This is a genomic window from Parapedobacter sp. SGR-10, from assembly GCF_011030405.1.
Lineage (GTDB): Bacteria > Bacteroidota > Bacteroidia > Sphingobacteriales > Sphingobacteriaceae > Sphingobacterium.
Map to the genome: position 1 here is coordinate 20,446 of NZ_JAAJTJ010000012.1, position 18,763 is coordinate 39,208.

General features: G+C 44.0%; 14 protein-coding genes and 1 other RNA gene. 6 read left to right on the forward strand and 9 right to left on the reverse strand.

Annotated elements, in window-relative coordinates:
• The first annotated feature begins 50 nt into the window (after nt 1-50).
• The 4 genes from yajC to G5B00_RS10250 all read left to right on the forward strand — a co-directional run bounded on the left by yajC (nt 51) and on the right by G5B00_RS10250 (nt 2,959).
• On the forward strand, nt 51-374 hold the full coding sequence (yajC, locus tag G5B00_RS10235; protein WP_163874512.1) for a preprotein translocase subunit YajC: 324 nt from the start codon (nt 51-53) through the stop codon (nt 372-374).
• Nucleotides 375-473: 99 nt separating this feature from the next.
• On the forward strand, nt 474-1,421 hold the full coding sequence (locus G5B00_RS10240; RefSeq protein WP_163874521.1) for a YbbR-like domain-containing protein: 948 nt from the start codon (nt 474-476) through the stop codon (nt 1,419-1,421).
• 6 nt (nt 1,422-1,427) lie between these two features.
• A complete protein-coding gene (coaE, locus tag G5B00_RS10245; RefSeq protein ID WP_163874524.1) occupies nt 1,428-2,015 on the forward strand; it encodes a dephospho-CoA kinase in 588 nt (195 codons plus the stop codon).
• The gene (locus G5B00_RS10250; protein WP_163874527.1) at nt 2,015-2,959 is read left to right on the forward strand and encodes an MBL fold metallo-hydrolase; all 945 of its coding nucleotides are present in this window, start codon (nt 2,015-2,017) and stop codon (nt 2,957-2,959) included. Before coaE ends, G5B00_RS10250 begins: the two co-directional genes overlap by 1 nt.
• A gap of 170 nt (nt 2,960-3,129) precedes the next feature.
• Here G5B00_RS10250 and fabV read toward each other — a convergent pair whose 3' ends face one another.
• The 8 genes from fabV to G5B00_RS10290 all read right to left on the reverse strand — a co-directional run bounded on the left by fabV (nt 3,130) and on the right by G5B00_RS10290 (nt 14,458).
• Nucleotides 3,130-4,323, reverse strand: coding sequence for an enoyl-ACP reductase FabV (gene fabV, locus G5B00_RS10255; RefSeq protein WP_163874530.1), 1,194 nt, complete (start codon nt 4,321-4,323; stop codon nt 3,130-3,132).
• A gap of 224 nt (nt 4,324-4,547) precedes the next feature.
• Nucleotides 4,548-5,021 carry a Dps family protein gene (locus G5B00_RS10260; protein WP_163874533.1) on the reverse strand — a complete coding sequence of 158 codons (474 nt, stop codon included), beginning with the start codon at nt 5,019-5,021 and terminating at the stop codon, nt 4,548-4,550.
• Nucleotides 5,022-5,218: 197 nt separating this feature from the next.
• On the reverse strand, nt 5,219-6,181 hold the full coding sequence (locus G5B00_RS10265) for an aldo/keto reductase (protein WP_163874536.1): 963 nt from the start codon (nt 6,179-6,181) through the stop codon (nt 5,219-5,221).
• 320 nt (nt 6,182-6,501) lie between these two features.
• Entirely contained in the window at nt 6,502-8,682 is a 2,181-nt protein-coding gene (locus tag G5B00_RS10270; protein ID WP_163874538.1) for a DUF4954 family protein, read from the reverse strand.
• Between the two features lie 173 nt (nt 8,683-8,855).
• A complete protein-coding gene (gene glmS / locus G5B00_RS10275) occupies nt 8,856-10,697 on the reverse strand; it encodes a glutamine--fructose-6-phosphate transaminase (isomerizing) (RefSeq protein ID WP_163874540.1) in 1,842 nt (613 codons plus the stop codon).
• Nucleotides 10,698-10,784: 87 nt separating this feature from the next.
• A complete protein-coding gene (locus G5B00_RS10280) occupies nt 10,785-11,780 on the reverse strand; it encodes a glutathione synthase (protein ID WP_163874543.1) in 996 nt (331 codons plus the stop codon).
• 19 nt (nt 11,781-11,799) lie between these two features.
• On the reverse strand, nt 11,800-13,629 hold the full coding sequence (locus G5B00_RS10285; RefSeq protein ID WP_240894454.1) for a flavohemoglobin expression-modulating QEGLA motif protein: 1,830 nt from the start codon (nt 13,627-13,629) through the stop codon (nt 11,800-11,802).
• Nucleotides 13,619-14,458: an N-formylglutamate amidohydrolase gene (locus tag G5B00_RS10290; RefSeq protein ID WP_317168845.1), complete on the reverse strand. Its 840-nt coding sequence runs from the start codon at nt 14,456-14,458 to the stop codon at nt 13,619-13,621. Before G5B00_RS10290 ends, G5B00_RS10285 begins: the two co-directional genes overlap by 11 nt.
• A gap of 416 nt (nt 14,459-14,874) precedes the next feature.
• On the opposite strand from G5B00_RS10290, the gene rnpB reads away from it, so the two are divergent.
• Together rnpB and G5B00_RS10300 are read left to right on the forward strand one after the other, a co-directional pair.
• Nucleotides 14,875-15,287, forward strand: an RNA gene (gene rnpB, locus G5B00_RS10295) — RNase P RNA component class A.
• Nucleotides 15,288-15,340: 53 nt separating this feature from the next.
• The gene (locus G5B00_RS10300) at nt 15,341-16,711 is read left to right on the forward strand and encodes a sigma-54-dependent transcriptional regulator (RefSeq protein ID WP_163874546.1); all 1,371 of its coding nucleotides are present in this window, start codon (nt 15,341-15,343) and stop codon (nt 16,709-16,711) included.
• A gap of 272 nt (nt 16,712-16,983) precedes the next feature.
• On the opposite strand, the gene G5B00_RS10305 is transcribed toward G5B00_RS10300, so the two are convergent.
• Nucleotides 16,984-18,690 (reverse strand): M3 family oligoendopeptidase, encoded by a 1,707-nt coding sequence (locus G5B00_RS10305; protein ID WP_163874549.1) that lies wholly within the window; start codon nt 18,688-18,690, stop codon nt 16,984-16,986.
• Between the last annotated feature and the right edge of the window lie 73 nt (nt 18,691-18,763).

Consider the following 18,763-nt stretch of genomic DNA (forward strand, 5'->3'; position numbering starts at 1 on the left):
ACGTTAGACCTTAAACTTTTAAATCTTAAACTTTTTAAATTTACATAAATATGATGTCAACAATTCTATTACAAGCAGCACCGGGGGGAAGTGGATTAATGAATTTCCTACCTATGATTTTGATCATAGTGGTCTTTTATTTTTTCATGATCCGTCCGCAGATGAAGAAACAAAAAGACCATAAGAAATATATCGAAGAGTTGAACGTAAATTCGAAGGTCGTGACTACAGCAGGTATCCATGGACGTATCGTGGAAGTAGGCGACACCACGTTCTTGGTCGATGTAGGTTCGGGTGTTAGAATCCGTTTTGACAAGACTGCTATTGCGTTGGATGCTTCCCGTGCAGCAAACAACGAAACAAAGAAAGCTTAGTTTTTTTACAATGTATTGAGCAAGGAATGTTCCTAATATTCCTTGATAGTAGAGACGTTGCATGCAACGTCTCTACTATTTTTATTACATTTGCTGTAGATGAAGTACAGGCGATTCACAAAGATCCAGCGGCGTAAGATTTCGATATTTCTTCGGTGTCTTATCATTTCTTTTGTGGCATGGCTGCTGATCGCTGTATCCAATCGCTACACGTTTATTGTCAAGTCCAGCGTGGAGTATGTCAACCTACCGGAAAAGCGTGCTTTTCATCCATTGCAATCGGATACGGTACAGGTACACCTAAAAATGAGCGGATGGAATGTCTTGATGGCCAGGCTAAAACCTAGTGTGTCAAATATCCAGGTGGATCTCAGTACTTTGGCCAATCGCAGTTTTATCGTTTTTTCCGATCAATTGGAGTTTATCAATAGACAGTTTGCTTCGGACAAAGAGGTCGACCGTGTATCTCCCGATACGTTATATTTTGACTTTTCGCAACAGAGCCGACGTAGGGTAGAGGTCCGTGTTCCGACGAATATTTCTTTTAAAAAACAATATGGCATAATAGGGGAGACCAAGACAAATCCCAAACAGGTGACCATCACGGGGCCTTCCGAAGATATAGACAATATCGACTTTTTGGAGACGGATACGGTCTATGGCAACGATATACATACAGATATCCGTACCGTGGTCAATATCAACAGACGGCAAAGGACAAATATTACGATCCACCCTGCTCTGGTAGAGGTGACAATTCCTGTAGGAGAGCTGACCGAGAAGCAGGTCGAAGTACCGCTACATGTGCTGAATAGCAAAAAATATACTTCGGTAAGGGTTATTCCTTCTAAAGTGACCGTGACCGCTTTGGTGTCGTTACAAGATTATGCCAAATGGACCGCCAGTGACTTCGGAGCAGTTGTTGACTTGGATAATTGGGCACAAAATCAAGTAAGCAGTTTGCCTGTCAAGCTCTTTAAGTATCCTGATTTTTGTAAGATAGTTCGTGTAGAACCGCAGAATGTAGATTTTTTTGTCAGAAAATAAAATAATATGTCAATCAAAGTAGGGATAACAGGAGGAATAGGTACCGGTAAAAGCTTTGTGAGCAAGATTTTTAAAACATTAGGTGTTCCTTTTTACGATGCAGATTTGGAAGCTAAGCTGATCATGAACAAAGATGCAAAAGTACGGGAAGCACTGATTGGTGCTTTCGGTTCACAAACGTATTTTGATGACGGTTCATTGAACAGAAGATATTTGTCCGAGCAGGTATTCAACGATAATGAAAAGTTGGCTCTACTAAACAGCATCGTCCATCCTGCTGTCATCCAGGACAGTATCGATTGGTCCAACAGGCAGCATGCGCCATATATATTAAAGGAGGCGGCCTTATTGTACGAAAGTGGCTCGTATAAAAATCTGGATTATACCATATTGGTCACCGCACCGGAAGAGCTACGGATACAGCGTGTCATGCAAAGAGATCATGTGGATAGAGAAGAAGTGTTGCGGCGTATGGCTAAGCAGATGCCAGAAGCAGAGAAGTTGCAGTACGCTGATTTTTTGATTCATAATGACGAAAAAATCCCCTTATTGCCCCAGGTTTTGGCCATACACAACACTTTGATCCATACCTAATGGGGACGATATTGGCCGATTTTTTGATTGAAACACCTTCCGGCTATTATTGTCGATACGGAGATTTTTTTATAGACCCGATATTGCCTGTAGATAGAGCGGTCATTTCACATGCGCATGGGGACCATGCACGCCCCGGACACGAACGGATATATGCTACAGCCGGTACCATTGCATTTATGCAGGTAAGGTTTTCAAAACAATCCGTAAAAAGCTATCACCCTATGGCGTATCATGAGTCATTTTCCTTGGGTGAGGTGCAGCTTACCCTTATCCCGGCAGGGCATATCCTTGGATCTGCCCAGATTTTGATGCAATATCATGGGGTTTCATATCTGTACACCGGAGATATCAAAATGCAGGATGACCCTACCTGCGAACCTTTGGAAACAGTACAGGCCGATGTGCTGATCACGGAGACTACATTTGCCAATCCGGCTGTCAGCCATCCAAGTGCCGGGACAGAGATCCGAAAACTGTCGTCTACCGCTCATGGTATTATGTTGGGCTGCTACAGTCTGGGCAAGGCGCAGCGTATCAATCATCTGCTCAATCAATATTGTCCCGAAAAGACGGTGTACGTGCATCACAGTATCCTTCCGATGCATCGTGTGTACGATAGACTTGGCTTAGTCCCCCTACGGTATGAGATGTATCATCGTAAAGCGATGAAAGACGGGCAACACAAGATCTATTTGGTGCCTCCACTGACATTCAACAACTACTATCGGGCCAGCAATGTTCTCCGTGTATTTGCGTCGGGATGGAAAAGATTGCAACAACATAACGATATGGAGCTGTATATATCCGATCATGTGGACTGGGCAGATCTTCTGGTTTTTATCGGACAGGTCAAGCCTCGTGAGATATGGACCGTGCATGGAGATGGACGGTTGCTGGCCGATTATCTGCAAGAGCAGATTGCAGTTAGAGTATTGATATAGGTAATAAAAGCGTTTTTTTTGTCATCCGCCAGTAGTCGGACACAGTGTTGACGATAGGAATTGCAAAGCAATCATTCATACCATTGAAAGTTAACGCAAATGAATAACCATCTGATATACGATTGTTTTTAGATTCTTCCTATCGTCAGAATGACAGAGTTTGCAATTGTTTATGCTATACTAGGCACATTCACCACTTCATTGGTATCCTTGTCGTAATCTATTGCTTCGAAATTGAAACCAAATAGGTTGAAGAAATCATCGCGGTATCCTTTGATATCCGAGATACTATCCAGGTTTTCGGTCGTCACCTGTTCCCAAAGTTTAGAAACTTCCTCCTGTACATCTGGACGCATTTCCCAATCGTCGACCCGGATACGTCCCTTGTCGTCCAAAAGTACATTGTCCGTGTACAGCCTTTCTGCAAATAGACGCTGCATCTGCTCGATAGTACCTTCGTGTATGCCTTTTTCCTTCATGACTTTGTACAATAATGAAATATACAAAGGTACGACAGGAATAGCTGAGCTGGACTGTGTGACCAAAGCCTTGTTGACCGAAACATAGGATATGCCATTCAGATCTTTTAACAGGTTATTGAGAACGGGCACTGTTCCTTCCAGATCATCTTTGGCTCGACCGATTGTCCCGTTGCGGTAGACTGGATAGGTCAGTTCGGGGCCGATATACGAATAGGCTACAGTTTTCACGCCTTCGGCCAACACACCGGCTTCTCTGAGGGTTTCGATCCAGAATCTCCAATCTTCTCCTCCCATAACGGCGATTGTATTGGCAATGTCCTCTTCGTTTTCTACAGGCTGTATCGTAATGTCGGATACTATGCCAGTATGAAAGTCTACTGTCTTGTCTGTAAAAGGCTTTCCGATAGGCTTGAGTACTGAAGCATGGGCTACACCCGTTTTGGGGTGGGTGCGCCTGGGAGAGGCCAGGGAATATACGACAAGGTCTACTTGACCTAAGTCTTTTTTGATCAAGTCGATAGTTTGTTGTTTGATTTCATCCGAGAAAGCATCGCCATTGATGCTCTTGGCATATAGACCTGCGGCATGGGCTTCCTTTTCAAAAGCCGCACTGTTGTACCAGCCTGCCGTACCTGGTCTACCTTCTGCAGCAGGTTTTTCAAAAAATACACCGATGGTGGCAGCATCCGAGCCGAAAGCAGCCGTAATGCGTGAAGCCAGACCAAAACCTGTAGAAGCTCCTATGACCAACACTTTCTTAGGGCCATTACTGATCTTTCCTTTTGATTTTATATACTCAATTTGGTTTTTGACATGTTGGGCAGTCCCCTCAGGATGTGAGGTCAAACAGATAAAGCCTCTGACGCGTGGTTGTATAATCATATTTTATCAAACTAAGTTAGTTGTCGTTCTCTAATACTCCTGCAAACTTAAAGAATTTAAACTAAAAAAAACTATAAGGTTTAACTTTAGTGTGTTTAGCTTTTCAATGGCAAAGTTGAGGGCTACGCCGTTCTGAAACCTTATAGGTTTGAATAAAATCAACTAAGGTCAACTTTTCCAAAGTTCAAAACTTTGGAAAAGCTAGCCGTCACGGATAGTACGTCTTACCTCAAATGAGCCCGCAGCATCCAAGCGGTTTTTTCATGTTGCTCGATGATACCTCCTAAAAAGTCCGAAGTACCCGCATCACCATGCTCTTCTACTTTTTCTATATCAGCACGGACAGAGATGATTAAGCTTTCAAAGTCGTTCAATAGTTCCTTGATATAACTGTTGCCATCGTTTTTGTTCCCACTTTGGGCCTCCGTTAGTTGAGTCAGCTTTAGGTATTCTTTCAATGTGCCTGTGGCATAGTGCCCAATGGTACGGACCCGTTCGGCGACGTCATCTACGACCACGGCAAGGTCGTTATAGATTGTTTCGAAAAACAAATGCAATTCGTGAAAACCTGGTCCTTCGACATTCCAGTGTGCATTTCTTACTTTTTGATACAATACACTTTCATCAGCCAATAGTTTGTTTAGGATGACAGCTACTGCTGCTGTGTCTTTTTCTTTAATTCCAATGTTTGTTTTCATGATATATTCTGTTTTAAAGTTATGTAAGTTATGTGGGTGATGTAAGTTACGGAAGCAATGTCATGAACTTTTATAACCTCTATAACCTTCATCACTTTATTTTAAAGTTATGTAAGTTATCAAGGTGAAGTAGGTTATGAAGGTATGCTTTCCGCCCTCATAACTACATCACTATCATCACTTCCGTCACTTTATCTTTAATATCGACTTGCCTCATTCAGTTTGTTTAACGTTTCTTCGCTCAATCTCAACTGTAGGGACTCTACAAAAGATTGTATATGTGATTCTTTAGTTGCACTGGCAATAGGTGCGGTTATAGTTTCCTGCGCCAATAGCCAAGCTAATGCAATGGCGGATGGCGAAGTATTGTAAGCATTGGCCACCTCGTCCAGAGCTTCTAGGATACGTTGCCCTCGCGCATTCCAATACTTCTTGACAATGCCTTCTCCACGGGTGTATTTTGTAAAGTCCTCGGCAGACCGATATTTACCACTTAGAAAACCACTTGCTAATGAATAATAAGGAATGACCCCTAATTGTTTTTCCAAAGCGATATTTTTGTACAGATTTTCGTATTTGGCTCTGTCAAACAGATTGTATTCGGGCTGTAAAGAGATATAACGGGGAAGGTTCTTTTCCTCTGCCACATCTATGCTTTCGACCAATCGTTCGGGATTGATATTGGAAGCACCGATGTAACGCACTTTTCCTTGCTTGATCAATTCTTCGTATGCACGTAATGTTTCTTCTACGGGGGTCTCCTCGTTGTCGTAGTGGGTCTGGTATAAATCAATATAGTCGGTTTGAAGACGTTTGAGGGAATGATCTACATGCTCCAAGATATAGGCGCCTTTCACGTTGGGTTTTTCGGCATAATTGAAGCGTCCACCTACCTTTGTCATCAAGATGACCTTGTCCCGGTTGCCACGTTCTTGGAGCCATTGGCCAATGATGGTTTCAGACTCGCCGCCTACATGGCCTTGTACCCAATGCGAATAGTTATTGGCCGTGTCTATGGTATCAAATCCCCTATCCATAAAAGCATCCAAAATCGCAAAAGATCCAACCTTGTCCAATGTCCATCCAAATACGTTGCCTCCAAAAATCAGAGGAACTATTTCCAAATCATACTTGCCCAGTTTTCTTTTGTTGAATGACATATCACCTTTGTTTTTGATTTTACACAAGTTACCCATTTTTATGCTTATTCGATAAAAAAGCGTTCCATTTTTGTGTCATAAATCTGATTTGGTTAGAACTCAATACTGGCATCTTGACCACCTAACGCTGGCGCACGACTCCCGTCGTGTGCCTTGTGATATTAAGCACACGAAAGGATTCGTGCGCTAGCATGAGAGGGGGGCACAAATCCTTTCGTGTGTCAGCCTTACGTAGAGACGCAATGCATTGCGTCTCTACTCCGAAGAAATGCTTGCGCCAGACAAAGATAGCGCACGCTCGTAGCGTGTGCTTAAGAAGCTCATCTGCTCAATATCACGCTGACCTTCTGCCGATACTGTTCGAGCTCTTTTTGTTGTGCGGAGATAAATGTGTTGTCTTCCAGTTTCCCGAGGACTTTTTCCATTTCCTCCTTGGAATTGTAGATCATCTGTTTGAAAGGGTTTTCGTAATCTTTGGCACGAGAGCGGCGAATTTCATCGTATATCCAGGTTTTGGTATCTACGCTTTCTTGCAGACAGGAAACGATAAAATCCCGATCCCACTGTTCCAATGGTAAATGTGTGATCTCTGCCAAAGAAGCAATGGCATGCCGTAGCTTGGTTAAAGGGTATGCCTCGCTCCAAGAGTGATAGGCCTGATGTACCTGCTTCCAGGAACGGATGGTTTGATCTTTTATTTGCGTGATAAGGTTGTCAATATGCCGGTGTGGCACGAGCTGCCCGCCGATATTATCAAACATAAGCCGATCTTCTTTTAAGGATGTGCTGTTTTGGAGAAAACCATCTATGGAATCTTGAGCATAGAAGTGTTCGGCAAGCAAGGTGGTCGCATAGTAGCGGATCATTTTTCGGAATATATGATAGCTCTCACGAACTTTTACCAATACCACTTTTCTGTTGGAATATTCTGTTTGAGACAACAAAATTTCCCGCTGGCTGATATCAGTATCGTTGGAAAGAATTTCTTGTCCCAAGACACGATAGTCCGTATGCCCCTTTTCAGGTGAAAAGGCTTTGCCTACGGCATATTCTATTTCCTTGAGCGCATCAAATATTTCGTTGACGGTATCGGGTGCAAGGATGTCGTATTCGAGATATTGGTTTTTGAAACGTCTCTTGTCCCTGGCGATAAATTTGGAGGTATTGCGCATGAGCGCATACATATTGTATAGAAACCAATATCCGGGGACTATGACCAATTGATTTTTGTAGGAATCATTGCTGACCAGGGAGAACGGTAAGCGTATATCCAGTTCGTGCAGGAAGTCGCCCTTGACCAACAGGACATAGGAAGCAAAGCGTGAGTTATGCTTCAGGCTCACACATAGTCCGGGCCAAAATCCTCTTCCGGCCACAATCTCTCCATCGGCAGCCCTGGAATTGTGATTGGAGCCGATCGTCGCACCTGCTGCCATGTTGCTCTGTCCTTTGAGGAGCGAAGCACATAGGAAAGAATTGTTGTGGTGCTGTTCGTGCGCCGGAAATATCAATGAATTGAGGACTTCACAGCAGGAAATGGTTGAGTTGTCTCCTAGGAAGGAATTGATGAGTCGTGCACCGTACTTGAGCTGTGAATAGGAGGAGAGAATAAAACGCACGGCTTTGACGCCATAAAATATGCGACATCCATATCCCACTATACCATTGACGATTTCGCATCCTTCGCCGATCTGTGTATAGGCTTCGCTGGACGAATTGATGGTCACGTTTTTGAGTTTGTTTATACCTTTGATGTAGGCGTAGGGGCCTACACGGACATCCTTGACAATATTGGAGTTCTTTAAGACGACACGGTCTCCGATCTCACTGTAGGAACCGCGTAAGGTGGAAAATTGACTTTCTGTCATTTCCTGAAATCTTTTTTGCAAGATATCGTCCTCACGCCACCGTGTCCAAAGGTATACGTCTGCTGCTTGCATGCCATCAAAAGGCAATACAGCGCGTCCGGCATTTTCATTGCATAGCTCCAGCCATATCCGGCGTTCCTCCGGGTCGCCATCTTTCAGGATGCCGTTTCCAAATTTGGCATTGTTACTGGTTTCCATCTCATTGATATTGGACAGGATGACCTCATCGCCTATGATGAAATGGGACATATAGCGTACGTGGTGGATGGCGACATCATCGCCTATATCCGAACTGATGATCTGGGAATTGTATATACCGCAGGACAATCGGAGATCCCTGTATTCTAAAAAAACAGGACTCATATTGCCGATACGTACCAGACCGAAAAATTTGGAGTTGTAAACCTGATCGGGAAAAAAAGATTCACTGACGAGGACTTGGCTCCAATCGGGGCAATAATTATTGTTTGCCTTCAATGTGCTGATCTCTGCGGCATAGAGCTGACGGTATGTCCTTTCTTTTTTTTGTTGAATGTTTCGGATGTGGTATTCGTCCAGACCTTCGGGAAGATATTCCTTTGGGATAAAATCATGGCCTAAACGTTGTATCGGTGTTTTTGAAATAGCTGACATATCGTTTATTCTATCCTATTTTGCTGATGAGGATTGAGTTGTTTTATTGCTGTCATTCTGCGTGAAACGAAGAACCACGGAGTGCTCATCGAAGATAATCTGTCCGTATCGCAATGTATTGTTTTTAGATTCTTCACTACGTTCAGAATGACAAAGGATATGATGATTTCCTGTTATTCTACCGTCACTGATTTTGCCAGATTTCGAGGCTTATCCACATCCGCCCCCCGTTCTATACCAATATAATAGGCGAGGAGCTGCAAAGGAATGGTAGACAATAGCGGAGCGATGATTTCGTGTGCTTTCGGAATCTGTACACAGTCGTCCGACAGGCTGCTCGCTGTATGGTCATCTTCGGTAACAATGGTAATCAGTTTTCCACCACGGGCTTTGATTTCCTGCATGTTGCTGACTATTTTTTCATGGACACGGTCTTTGGTCGCAACGAAGACAACAGGTAGTTGCTCATCGACCAATGCGATCGGGCCATGTTTCATTTCGGCAGCTGGATAGCCTTCGGCATGGATATACGATACTTCCTTGAGTTTTAATGCGCCTTCCAGGGCAATAGGAAAATTGTATCCCCTGCCCAAAAACAGAAAGTCACGGGCATCTTTATATTTTGACGCTATTTTCTTGATAATATCTATCTGCGTATCTAGGATGTGTTGGACTTTTTGGGGAACTTCGGATAGTTCTTGCATCAACTCTTGGGTGATACGCTCGTCCAAAGAGCCCTTGAGCTGAGCGAGCTTAAGAGCGAATAATTGAAGAACAGCCAGCTGTGCGGTAAAAGCTTTTGTACTGGCGACCCCAATTTCGGGACCTGCATGCGTATAGGCTCCTGCATCTGATAAGCGAGCAATGGAAGATCCGACTACATTGACAATACCAAAGATGGTAGCCCCCTTGCTTTTCGCATTTTCCAACGCGACCAAGGTATCCGCTGTTTCGCCGCTTTGTGAGATGGCAATAATGACATCACGTTCGTCGATCACAGGATTGCGGTATCTGAATTCGGAAGCATATTCGACCTCAACATTGATCCTGCAAAGCTCTTCAATCAGGTATTCGCCCAAGAGCCCGGCATGCCAACTGGTACCGCAGGCCACGATGATGATACGCCTGGCGGCCAACAGTTTGTCTTTTATGGAGTCGACGCCGCTCAGTGTGAGCTGATGTTGGGTGGCGTCCAGACGGCCTCTCAACGAATCATAGATGGCTTCGGGCTGGTCGTGGATTTCTTTGAGCATAAAGTGCTCATATCCCCCTTTTTCAATCGTGGCCAGTTCCATATCCAGTTTTTGGACGAAAGGGGTGAGGCGTTCGTTCCCCAGGTTTTTGAGGATCAACTCATCAGGCTTGATAATAGCGAGCTCGTAATCGTTGATATATACCACCTCTTTGGTATAGCCAAGCATCGGGGAGGCGTCCGAACCGAGGAAATGTTCACCTTGCCCGATACCGATGACCAAAGGGCTGCCTTTGCGGGCTGCAAAAATGGTCTGCGGGTATTCTTCGGACAACAGAAGGATCACATAGGCTCCGGTGACACGTTTGAGCGCGATACGGATTGCTTCTTCCAGTTCGCAGTTGTTATTGAGCTGTATATCTTCGATAAAGTTGAGCAAAACTTCTGAATCTGTATCGCTGTGGAAGGTATATCCTTTTTTGAGGAGTTCTTCTTTGAGGGCTGCATAGTTTTCGATGATTCCGTTGTGCACCATCGTCAATTTTCCCGAACGGGAAATATGGGGATGTGCATTGCGATCGGAAGGAGCTCCATGTGTAGCCCATCTGGTATGGCCTATACCTATATTTGTGCTTTGTTCCAGACCGTTCATCAGCTCTTCCAATGCCGCGACTTTGCCTGCTTTTTTGAAAACTTTCAGGGAGTTGCCAAAATGAAGGGCTATGCCTGCACTATCATAACCTCTGTATTCCAGTTTTTTTAACCCTTCTATCAAATAGGGATAGGCAGGTCTGTGTCCGATGTATCCTACGATTCCACACATATTAGTCTGTTTATAGTCGACAAAGCTAAGAAAAAAATAAAAAACAATCGATTGCGTAACAATTTTTTGTTATTTTTTTGATTGTCTCTACGATGTCGGTCCTCGTTCGATATCTTGGATAATGGCTGCAGAAAAATCCGCCTGATGTATCATTTCAGCATGGTATAGTGCACCGGGGCTAAATACATTGATCTCCATTATCTTGTTTCCAACGATATCCAGTCCTACGAAGTACATACCATCTTCCACCAGTTGTGCCGATACTTTTTGGGTCATTTGGAGTATGCGATCATCGATCAAGGCTTCTTGTACGCTGGCACCTTGATGGAGGTTACTGCGAATTTCATTTTCTTGTTGCACACGGTGTACGGCTGCATATTTTCCGTTCACTTCAATAGGCTTTCCATTCAAGAGAAAAAACCGAATATCTCCAAAGGCAGCTTCGGGCAGGTACTCCTGCGCAATGACATAGCCGTCCCGGGCGATGGCTTCCACCGTTTGTTTGAGATTTTGGATGTTGTCCTTATTGATCAAAAAGACATTTTTTCCTCCCGAACCTTTTACCGGTTTAAGAATGATTTTCTCGTTCTGCTCTTGAAAAAATTGCAACACATCTAGGTGATTGCGAGTAACGATGGTCTGGGGCTGTACAGATTGATCAAAATTTTCCAGATAGAGTTTGTTACTGGCTTTGGTCAGTGTTTCGGGATTGTTGATGACCCTTATACCCTGTTTTTTGGCTAGTGCGGCAAACTGTAATCCTGCAGGTGCAGCCCAAGGTCTATTGATCATATCCAATACGGGATCAAAACGTAACCATAATACGTCGATATCCGAGAGAGGGTATAATTTTTTTGGTGTATTTCTCAGCACCTGGATCAAGGTTGCGGTATCGGGACTGTGTTGGGAAGGAAGTACATGTCGGGCATGGGCTCCCAGCAACGGATCAGTGCCGTAGTAGAAATCGGCTAAGCCGATATAAAGCACTTCATGTCCACGCTGCAATGCCTTTAGTGCTAAGAGCGTCGTGGTGAAGTTGACATCCTCCTTGTGGGTTTGATTGATGACAAATGCGATTTTCATAGATAATGATGCGTTAGGGTTATTGTATCATTTGGAATATTCCCTTGTTTTTCAATTTTTCGAGTTTTGTGATATACGGTTCTGTCAGGTATCTTGGTAGCAGTGCCGGCGCTTTTAGGATACCTTTAAAGAGGAGTTCCTGTACAATAGGGATATAATCCTTGCGTATCTTGCCCATGGTGAGCAGATTGATGTCGTTCCCTTCCTTGATATAGCTGACCAGTTCGATCAGTCCTTGCAGGTATAAAGCATCTTTGGTCAGTCCACCACTGCGGTACACACGCATGGCCATTTGGAAAGCGGTTTGTTTGTCAAACTGGTACTGATCGACCAAAAGTGAAAATGTGTCTGTAAAGTGATTGCCCGCAATCATATGGTGCACAGTGACGACTCGTCCCGCAAGCACACGCAATCGATCATTCGTCAGTTCATCTACCATGTATTCTGCCATCACAGCCAGTCCTTCCTGTAGTTTTTCATATCCCGGTACACCTAGACGGAAGAGGTTGAAGGGTTGTTGTTTGCCGTTGAAATAGGTGACGATATGCGTACCTACCTCATGTTGCAAAAGTGCATTGACCCGTCGTCGGGGCAAGGCATACTGCTTGCTGATATTGAGTACCCCTTGGTTGACCATCACACCGTAAATATCGTCCCTCAGTCTGATCGTTGTGTTGAATTGAGGTTCTTGCGCTCTAAGATAATTGATCTCCTGTTGTGCCAATTGCGCAAATTCTTCTGCATATACGATGTCATCTCCCCGATCTTTAGGATATTCGTCTTGTGCCGTAATGGTCAGTATGGCTTTGGCTCGGTCAAGGAGCTTTTCACTCACATTGCCAAATAGTTGTAGACTGCCCAGCATGAAACCTTCCTTGCCCCGTTCGCTCAGCATACTCATCATCCAGTCCAGCTCTTTCCTTTTGTCCCTGAATAGATAGGCAATGGTCGGATCGTACAGGTCTTCTATTGGAAGATTATAAAGGTTTCTCTTGACAATGTCCGGATCTATAGGCATAGGTCTATAGAGGAATGTCGGTGCTTTTCGATAGTTGTCTTTTTTGAATTGTAGCCAGGCTTCGTGGGTGTTGATCGGTGTGACGAGCAGCAGGAAGTCAAAGCGTGTGCTTTCTTTGCCGAGTTTTTGGTCGATTTCCCATACCAATGGTAAGAGCTCCCTGGGATGGCTTATCTTGAATTCCGTGGGTTTGCTTAGGGTATGGATACGTACAAATTCAAAGAAAGTCTTGGACAGACTGCGGGATAAAGCTTCCCGAATCTGACGGAGAACTATAGGGAGCACCTTACTACTGCTGTCCGTGAGATAGGAGGGATCCACACTAAGGCCGATATAGAGTATCTGATTGTTTTTTCTGTCTTGGAGGTTGACCAGGGGAGAGCCACTTGCCGGGAATTTTTCTTTTTTTCCCGTGATGTGCCTTACGGAAGAGGTTAGGCCTTCGGTCTGAATCTGTTTATCCAGGTACTCTGCTATGGTCAGGGCATTTTTACGAGCCACATGTACCTGTACATCCTCCTCTTGTGACTCTGTTGCAGCCCAAGCCTCTATAATGAGGCATGAGCCAAACACTTCGACAAGTTTTTGGGAAATGGGCGTAATCCAAAAGGGTATATCAAAATTTCGATCCCGTATAATGAGGTAGCTGTACTCGGATTTGACGAGTGCAGAAAGCATGGGGTCTTTTTTTTCGTATTCTCTATAAACAAATAGATAGGGTGTTATTTTGTTGAACACCAATTTGTTTCGGATAGGTATCTGTACGTGAAAAGAATCCCTTGTGTTTATTTTTTGCAGCAGGTTGTCTAAAGTTTTACGTTCAGCTTTCATAAGCAAAATAATTTTCTAAGGTCTGTATAGTGTGCAACAAAAGCTGTTTGTATTCTTGCAGTTTTTCGGGGTACAGCTGTCCTGTCCATTCATCCATAAAGTCTTTTCTGAATTCAATGGAAAAAACACACCCTTTGTCTCCATAGTGTTCGTTGATGTATTTGGAGAAGTATCCGCCCTTGAATTTAATGTTTTCACGGACATCAAAGGAAGGTTTTCCATCTACCTCCTTCTGCAAGGCCCGGATGAATTGTGCGGTCAGATCGGTCCATTTGTCGTGATTGTGTAGCGTCCCTATGTTGATCTGGGGATTGCTTTGATGGTCAATGATGGCTTGTGGGCCTTCTCTTTTGGCATTATAGCTATGTATATCATATATGACAAAAAAATTATGCCGATCGATGGTCTCTTTTATTTCTTGATCTATCGTGCGAAAGACATGGTCATAATTGTTGTACAGTTGTTCGATCATAGCTTTGGGAAGATCTTTTGCCCACACATGCAATCCCCAGGTTTGGCTAGGGGAGAGGTACAGGGCATCTTGCTTGCTACGGTTGAGATCCAATTGGAAGCGTGACGTAGCTGATATAAACCGGTTGAATGGCAATTCTGCCAGAATAGCTGTGTAGGGGTCTTCCTCCCGAAGCCTTGTCTCTTCGTCCAGGCATAGGTAGCCGAGAAGACGCTCATCTATATGATGTCCATCGTGTATGGCAAATGCCCAAAATGGACTTTTTATTTTTTCTAAATGATAACGGTACGTCAATAGCATATCTTTGTCTATATCTATCTGAATAAACCGATAAGATGGTAAAATGTTTTGGATCACGACGTAGAGACGTGATTTATCACGTCTTGAAAATGTGGAGACGCGATAAATCGGCGTCTCTACAATAAGAATGCACGGCAAAAATCCCCTTTTACAAAAAATGCGTCATTGCGAGGAGCGGAGTGACGTGGCAATCTACGTTTTTTGTTTGTCAGATTGCTTTGTCGTGCCTCCTCGCAATGACGACAAACGAGGTAAGGGAAATCTGTCGTGCACCCTATTCTTTCTGTCATGCTGAGGCTTGCCGAAGCATCTTTAAACATGGTTTTTAGATCCTTCAATGCGTTTAGAATGACAAAAAAACGGAATAGTCGGGCTTTTCGGACGCCCCCTGAAAATGTGGAGACGCGATAAATCAGCGTCTCTACAACAAAACAATAAAGAAGGCAGCGATAAATTTCTTAACTTTGCAACAGAAGCAGACCTGTTCTATCGCTGTCCCGATGTATCGGGAGAGAGGAAAGTCCGGGCAACATAGAGCAACACGCTTCCTAACGGGAAGGTCCCGATTAACTTTGTTGAGCTTGCTCCGCTCGGTTTGTCGGGAACAGAAAGTGCCACAGAAAATATACCGTCCCGATTCATCGGGATAAGGGTGAAAACGTGAGGTAAGAGCTCACGGTCTTGTATGGTGACATACATTACGGTAAACCTCGTGTGTTGAAAGACCAAATAGGTCGCAGAATGAAGGCTGCTCGTCTTCTCTCGATTTTGTCGGGATCTGCGATGGGTAGGTTGATGGATCCCGTGAGTGATTGCGGGACTAGATAAATGATAGAAAGCCTCTCGTTGGAGGATACAGAACCCGGCTTATAGGGTTTGCTTCTTTTTGATTTTTCTTCTGGTTTTTCTTATTTTGCCCTTTTTATTATTTATTCCTGTATGGCTACAATATTAATTATAGATGATGAACGTCCTATTCGCAGTTCGCTCCGGGATATCTTGGAGTACGAAGGCTATAAGGTACTGGATGTGGACAATGGTGTCGATGGTCTGGAGACACTGAAAAAAGAAAAGATAGATCTGGTATTGTGCGATATTAAGATGAATAAAATGGATGGGATGGAGGTCTTGGAAGCTGCCCGGGAAATCACCGATACACCATTCATTATGATTTCGGGTCATGGTACAATCGAGACGGCTGTAGAGGCTGCCCGCAAGGGAGCTTATGACTTTCTGGAAAAACCACTGGATCTCAATAGGCTATTGATCACAGTCCGGAACGGATTGGAGCGCGAATCCTTAGTCAAGGAAACAAAGGTCTTGAAACGCAAAGTGTCCAAGACCCGGGAAATATTGGGCACCTCGGATTGTATCTCCCTGATCAAGGAAAGCATAGAAAAAGTTGCTCCTACAGATGCACGCGTACTCATCACGGGAGCCAATGGCTCTGGAAAAGAATTGGTAGCTCGCTGGTTGCATGAGAAATCCAATCGCTCTTCCTTGCCTCTAGTGGAGGTCAATTGTGCAGCAATTCCATCCGAGCTTATCGAGTCCGAATTGTTTGGCCATGAGAAAGGATCGTTTACCTCTGCCATAAAGCAACGAATTGGCAAATTTGAACAGGCTAACGGTGGGACATTGTTTTTGGATGAGATAGGAGACATGAGCTTGTCGGCCCAAGCTAAGGTGCTACGGGCTTTGCAAGAGAATAAGATTACACGAGTGGGAGGCGATAAGGAAATCAGTGTCAATGTACGTGTGATCGCCGCGACCAATAAGGATTTGCTCAAGGAAATCGATGCAGGCACGTTCAGAATGGACCTTTACCATCGCCTTAGTGTCATATTGATCCATGTACCTTCACTGGGAGAGCGTCGTGAGGATATCCCTCAGCTTGCCGAGTCATTCTGCGAAGAAATATGCTGCGAATACAATATTCCGACCAAAGAGTTTACGGATAAGGCCATGAAAGCATTGCAAGAATTGCCATGGACAGGTAATATCCGGGAATTGAGAAATATGGTGGAGCGATTGATCATTTTGAGCGGCAAGGTTGTTACAGATAAGGATGTGTACAATTTTGCCAATCCTTCTGTCTCCAATCATGCATCAAACGGCCATTTGGAAGGGGGGCATTTGAATATAGATGGCATGGACGATTACCAGACATTTAAAGAGTATGCGGAAAAGCAGTTTTTGGCCCATAAACTTAAAAAATACAATTGGAATCTGGCTCAAACGGCCCAGGCTATCGGACTGCCGACCATAGATGTGCAGATGTTGTTGGACAAGTATAAACTAAAGGCATAAAAAAGGCCGGAATCTGATTCCGGCCTTCTTCGTTAATCATTATATTTTCTTTTTTGTCTGTTATAAAGCATAAAGATTACAACAATGAGCAACAATGCACCAATAACTATGGCACCTACTGGAGAACTCTTCTCTACCGGCTCCCCGGACTGTGCCACCCCCAAATTGGCTAACAGTGTCAAGAAAAACATGCTATACCACTTTCTCATAACTAAAAATACATAAAAGATCGTTTGTAAAAGTAGGCATTAAACTGAATCAAAGCAATTTATTTAGTTTTTTTTAACTTCTTTTACCAAAAAATCGATCAATTCACGTATATATTCCCTGTCGAAGTCGAATTTTATACCGGCTTCGGTGTATATTTCGGGAATGGTGCGGGTGTATCCCAGTTTTAAAGCCCCCATATACTTCTCTATTCCGGCAGTTTTGTTTGTTAAGTAATTTTTCCAGACAGCAATGGCTCCCAATTGGGCAAAACCATACTCGATATAGTAAAACGGAACTTCAAAAATATGGAGTTGTTTGTGCCAAAGATATGCTTCAGCACCCTCTAATCCGTTCCAATCTGCAAATCCTCGTCCAAACTCGTTGTAAATGGTCAACCAGGCATGCTTTCTTTCTTCAGCAGTGTGCTCGGGGTAGGTATATATCCAGTGTTGGAATTTGTCGATCGTCGCTACCCAGGGCAATGTCGATATCGCGTCCCGAAGTTGCTCTTGCTTAGCTCGGGCCAAGTCGGTCGGATTGGTCAAAAACAAATGCCATTGATCCATAGAGATTAGCTCCATAGACATAGATGCTAGTTCAGCCACCTCGCTCGGTACGTTTTTAAAGGGTGTCAAAGCCAAGTCGGCACTGATGAATGTATGTAGAGCATGACCTCCCTCATGTACCATTGTGGTCAGATCCCGCAGCGTCCCTGCGGCATTCATGAAGATAAAGGGGGCTCCCGATTCGTAGAGTGGATAGTTGTATCCACCCGGAGCCTTGCCGATACGGCTTTCTACGTCGAATAGATTGTTTTCACGCATCGTACGGATACATTGCCCGATGTAGGGGTGTAGGTTGTGAAAAGCTTCTTCTGTCTTGTGAATCAGCTCTTCTCCCGAAGAGAATGGTTTGAGGGGAGGAAGATTTTCCGGGTCTACGGACATGTCCCAAGGTCTGAGTGTATCGAGTCCTAGACTATCTTTCCGTTCATCGGCAAACTGTTGTAAAACAGGTACGACGACTTCTCTGACTGCATCATGAAATTTTTCACAATCCTGTACAGTATAATCGAACCGTCCCATAGCGGTAAACATATAATCACGGAAGTTCTCAAAACCGGCATTTCGTGCAATTTGGTGACGCAGTCTGACCAATTGATCGAACAGCGTATCCAATTGCTCTTTTTTATCCAGTCTGGCATTGTTGATGATGCGCCAAGCCTGTTCTCTTTTGGTTCGATCATTTTCGAGCAATAGGGTGGAGGCCTGTTGTAGCGTCATCTCTTTGCCATCTATGTTTACCGAAAGACTGCCGACAATACTTTGGTATTCCTGCTGTTTGAGTTGTACTTCGGTAAAAAGAGGAATATTTTCTTCTCTAAAAATTTCCAGTGATTTTTTGACCTGTCGCAGATAGACTGCATAGCCTTCTCCGCGGAGGCTATCGATATGGGGACTGCTGATTAGTTTTTTGTCCAGATCATTGTTGATGGAAGCCATCTTGGGCTCGATCTCTGTCGCAAAATACTGAAAGTCTTCGACCAGTTTTTGATCTGCGGTATTGCAGGTCATGCGGATATACCGCCAGGCGTAGTCTTCGCTGAGTACGGCCTCCAATTCACTGCGGTATTGTAACCATCTCAACAATTCGTCCGAAGAGTTGATCTCTTTGTTCTTAAGTTCCAAAAATAGAGGTTCCAGGGTTTCCCAATGGATTTTCAGGTTTTCAGGTATGAATTTTCTTGGTTTTGCTAAGGCTGTTTTCATGCGTAAAATTTTTCTGGGAGAAGAAAATGTAGAGACACAGTGCATTGTGTCTCTACTAGAAATTAATACGTAG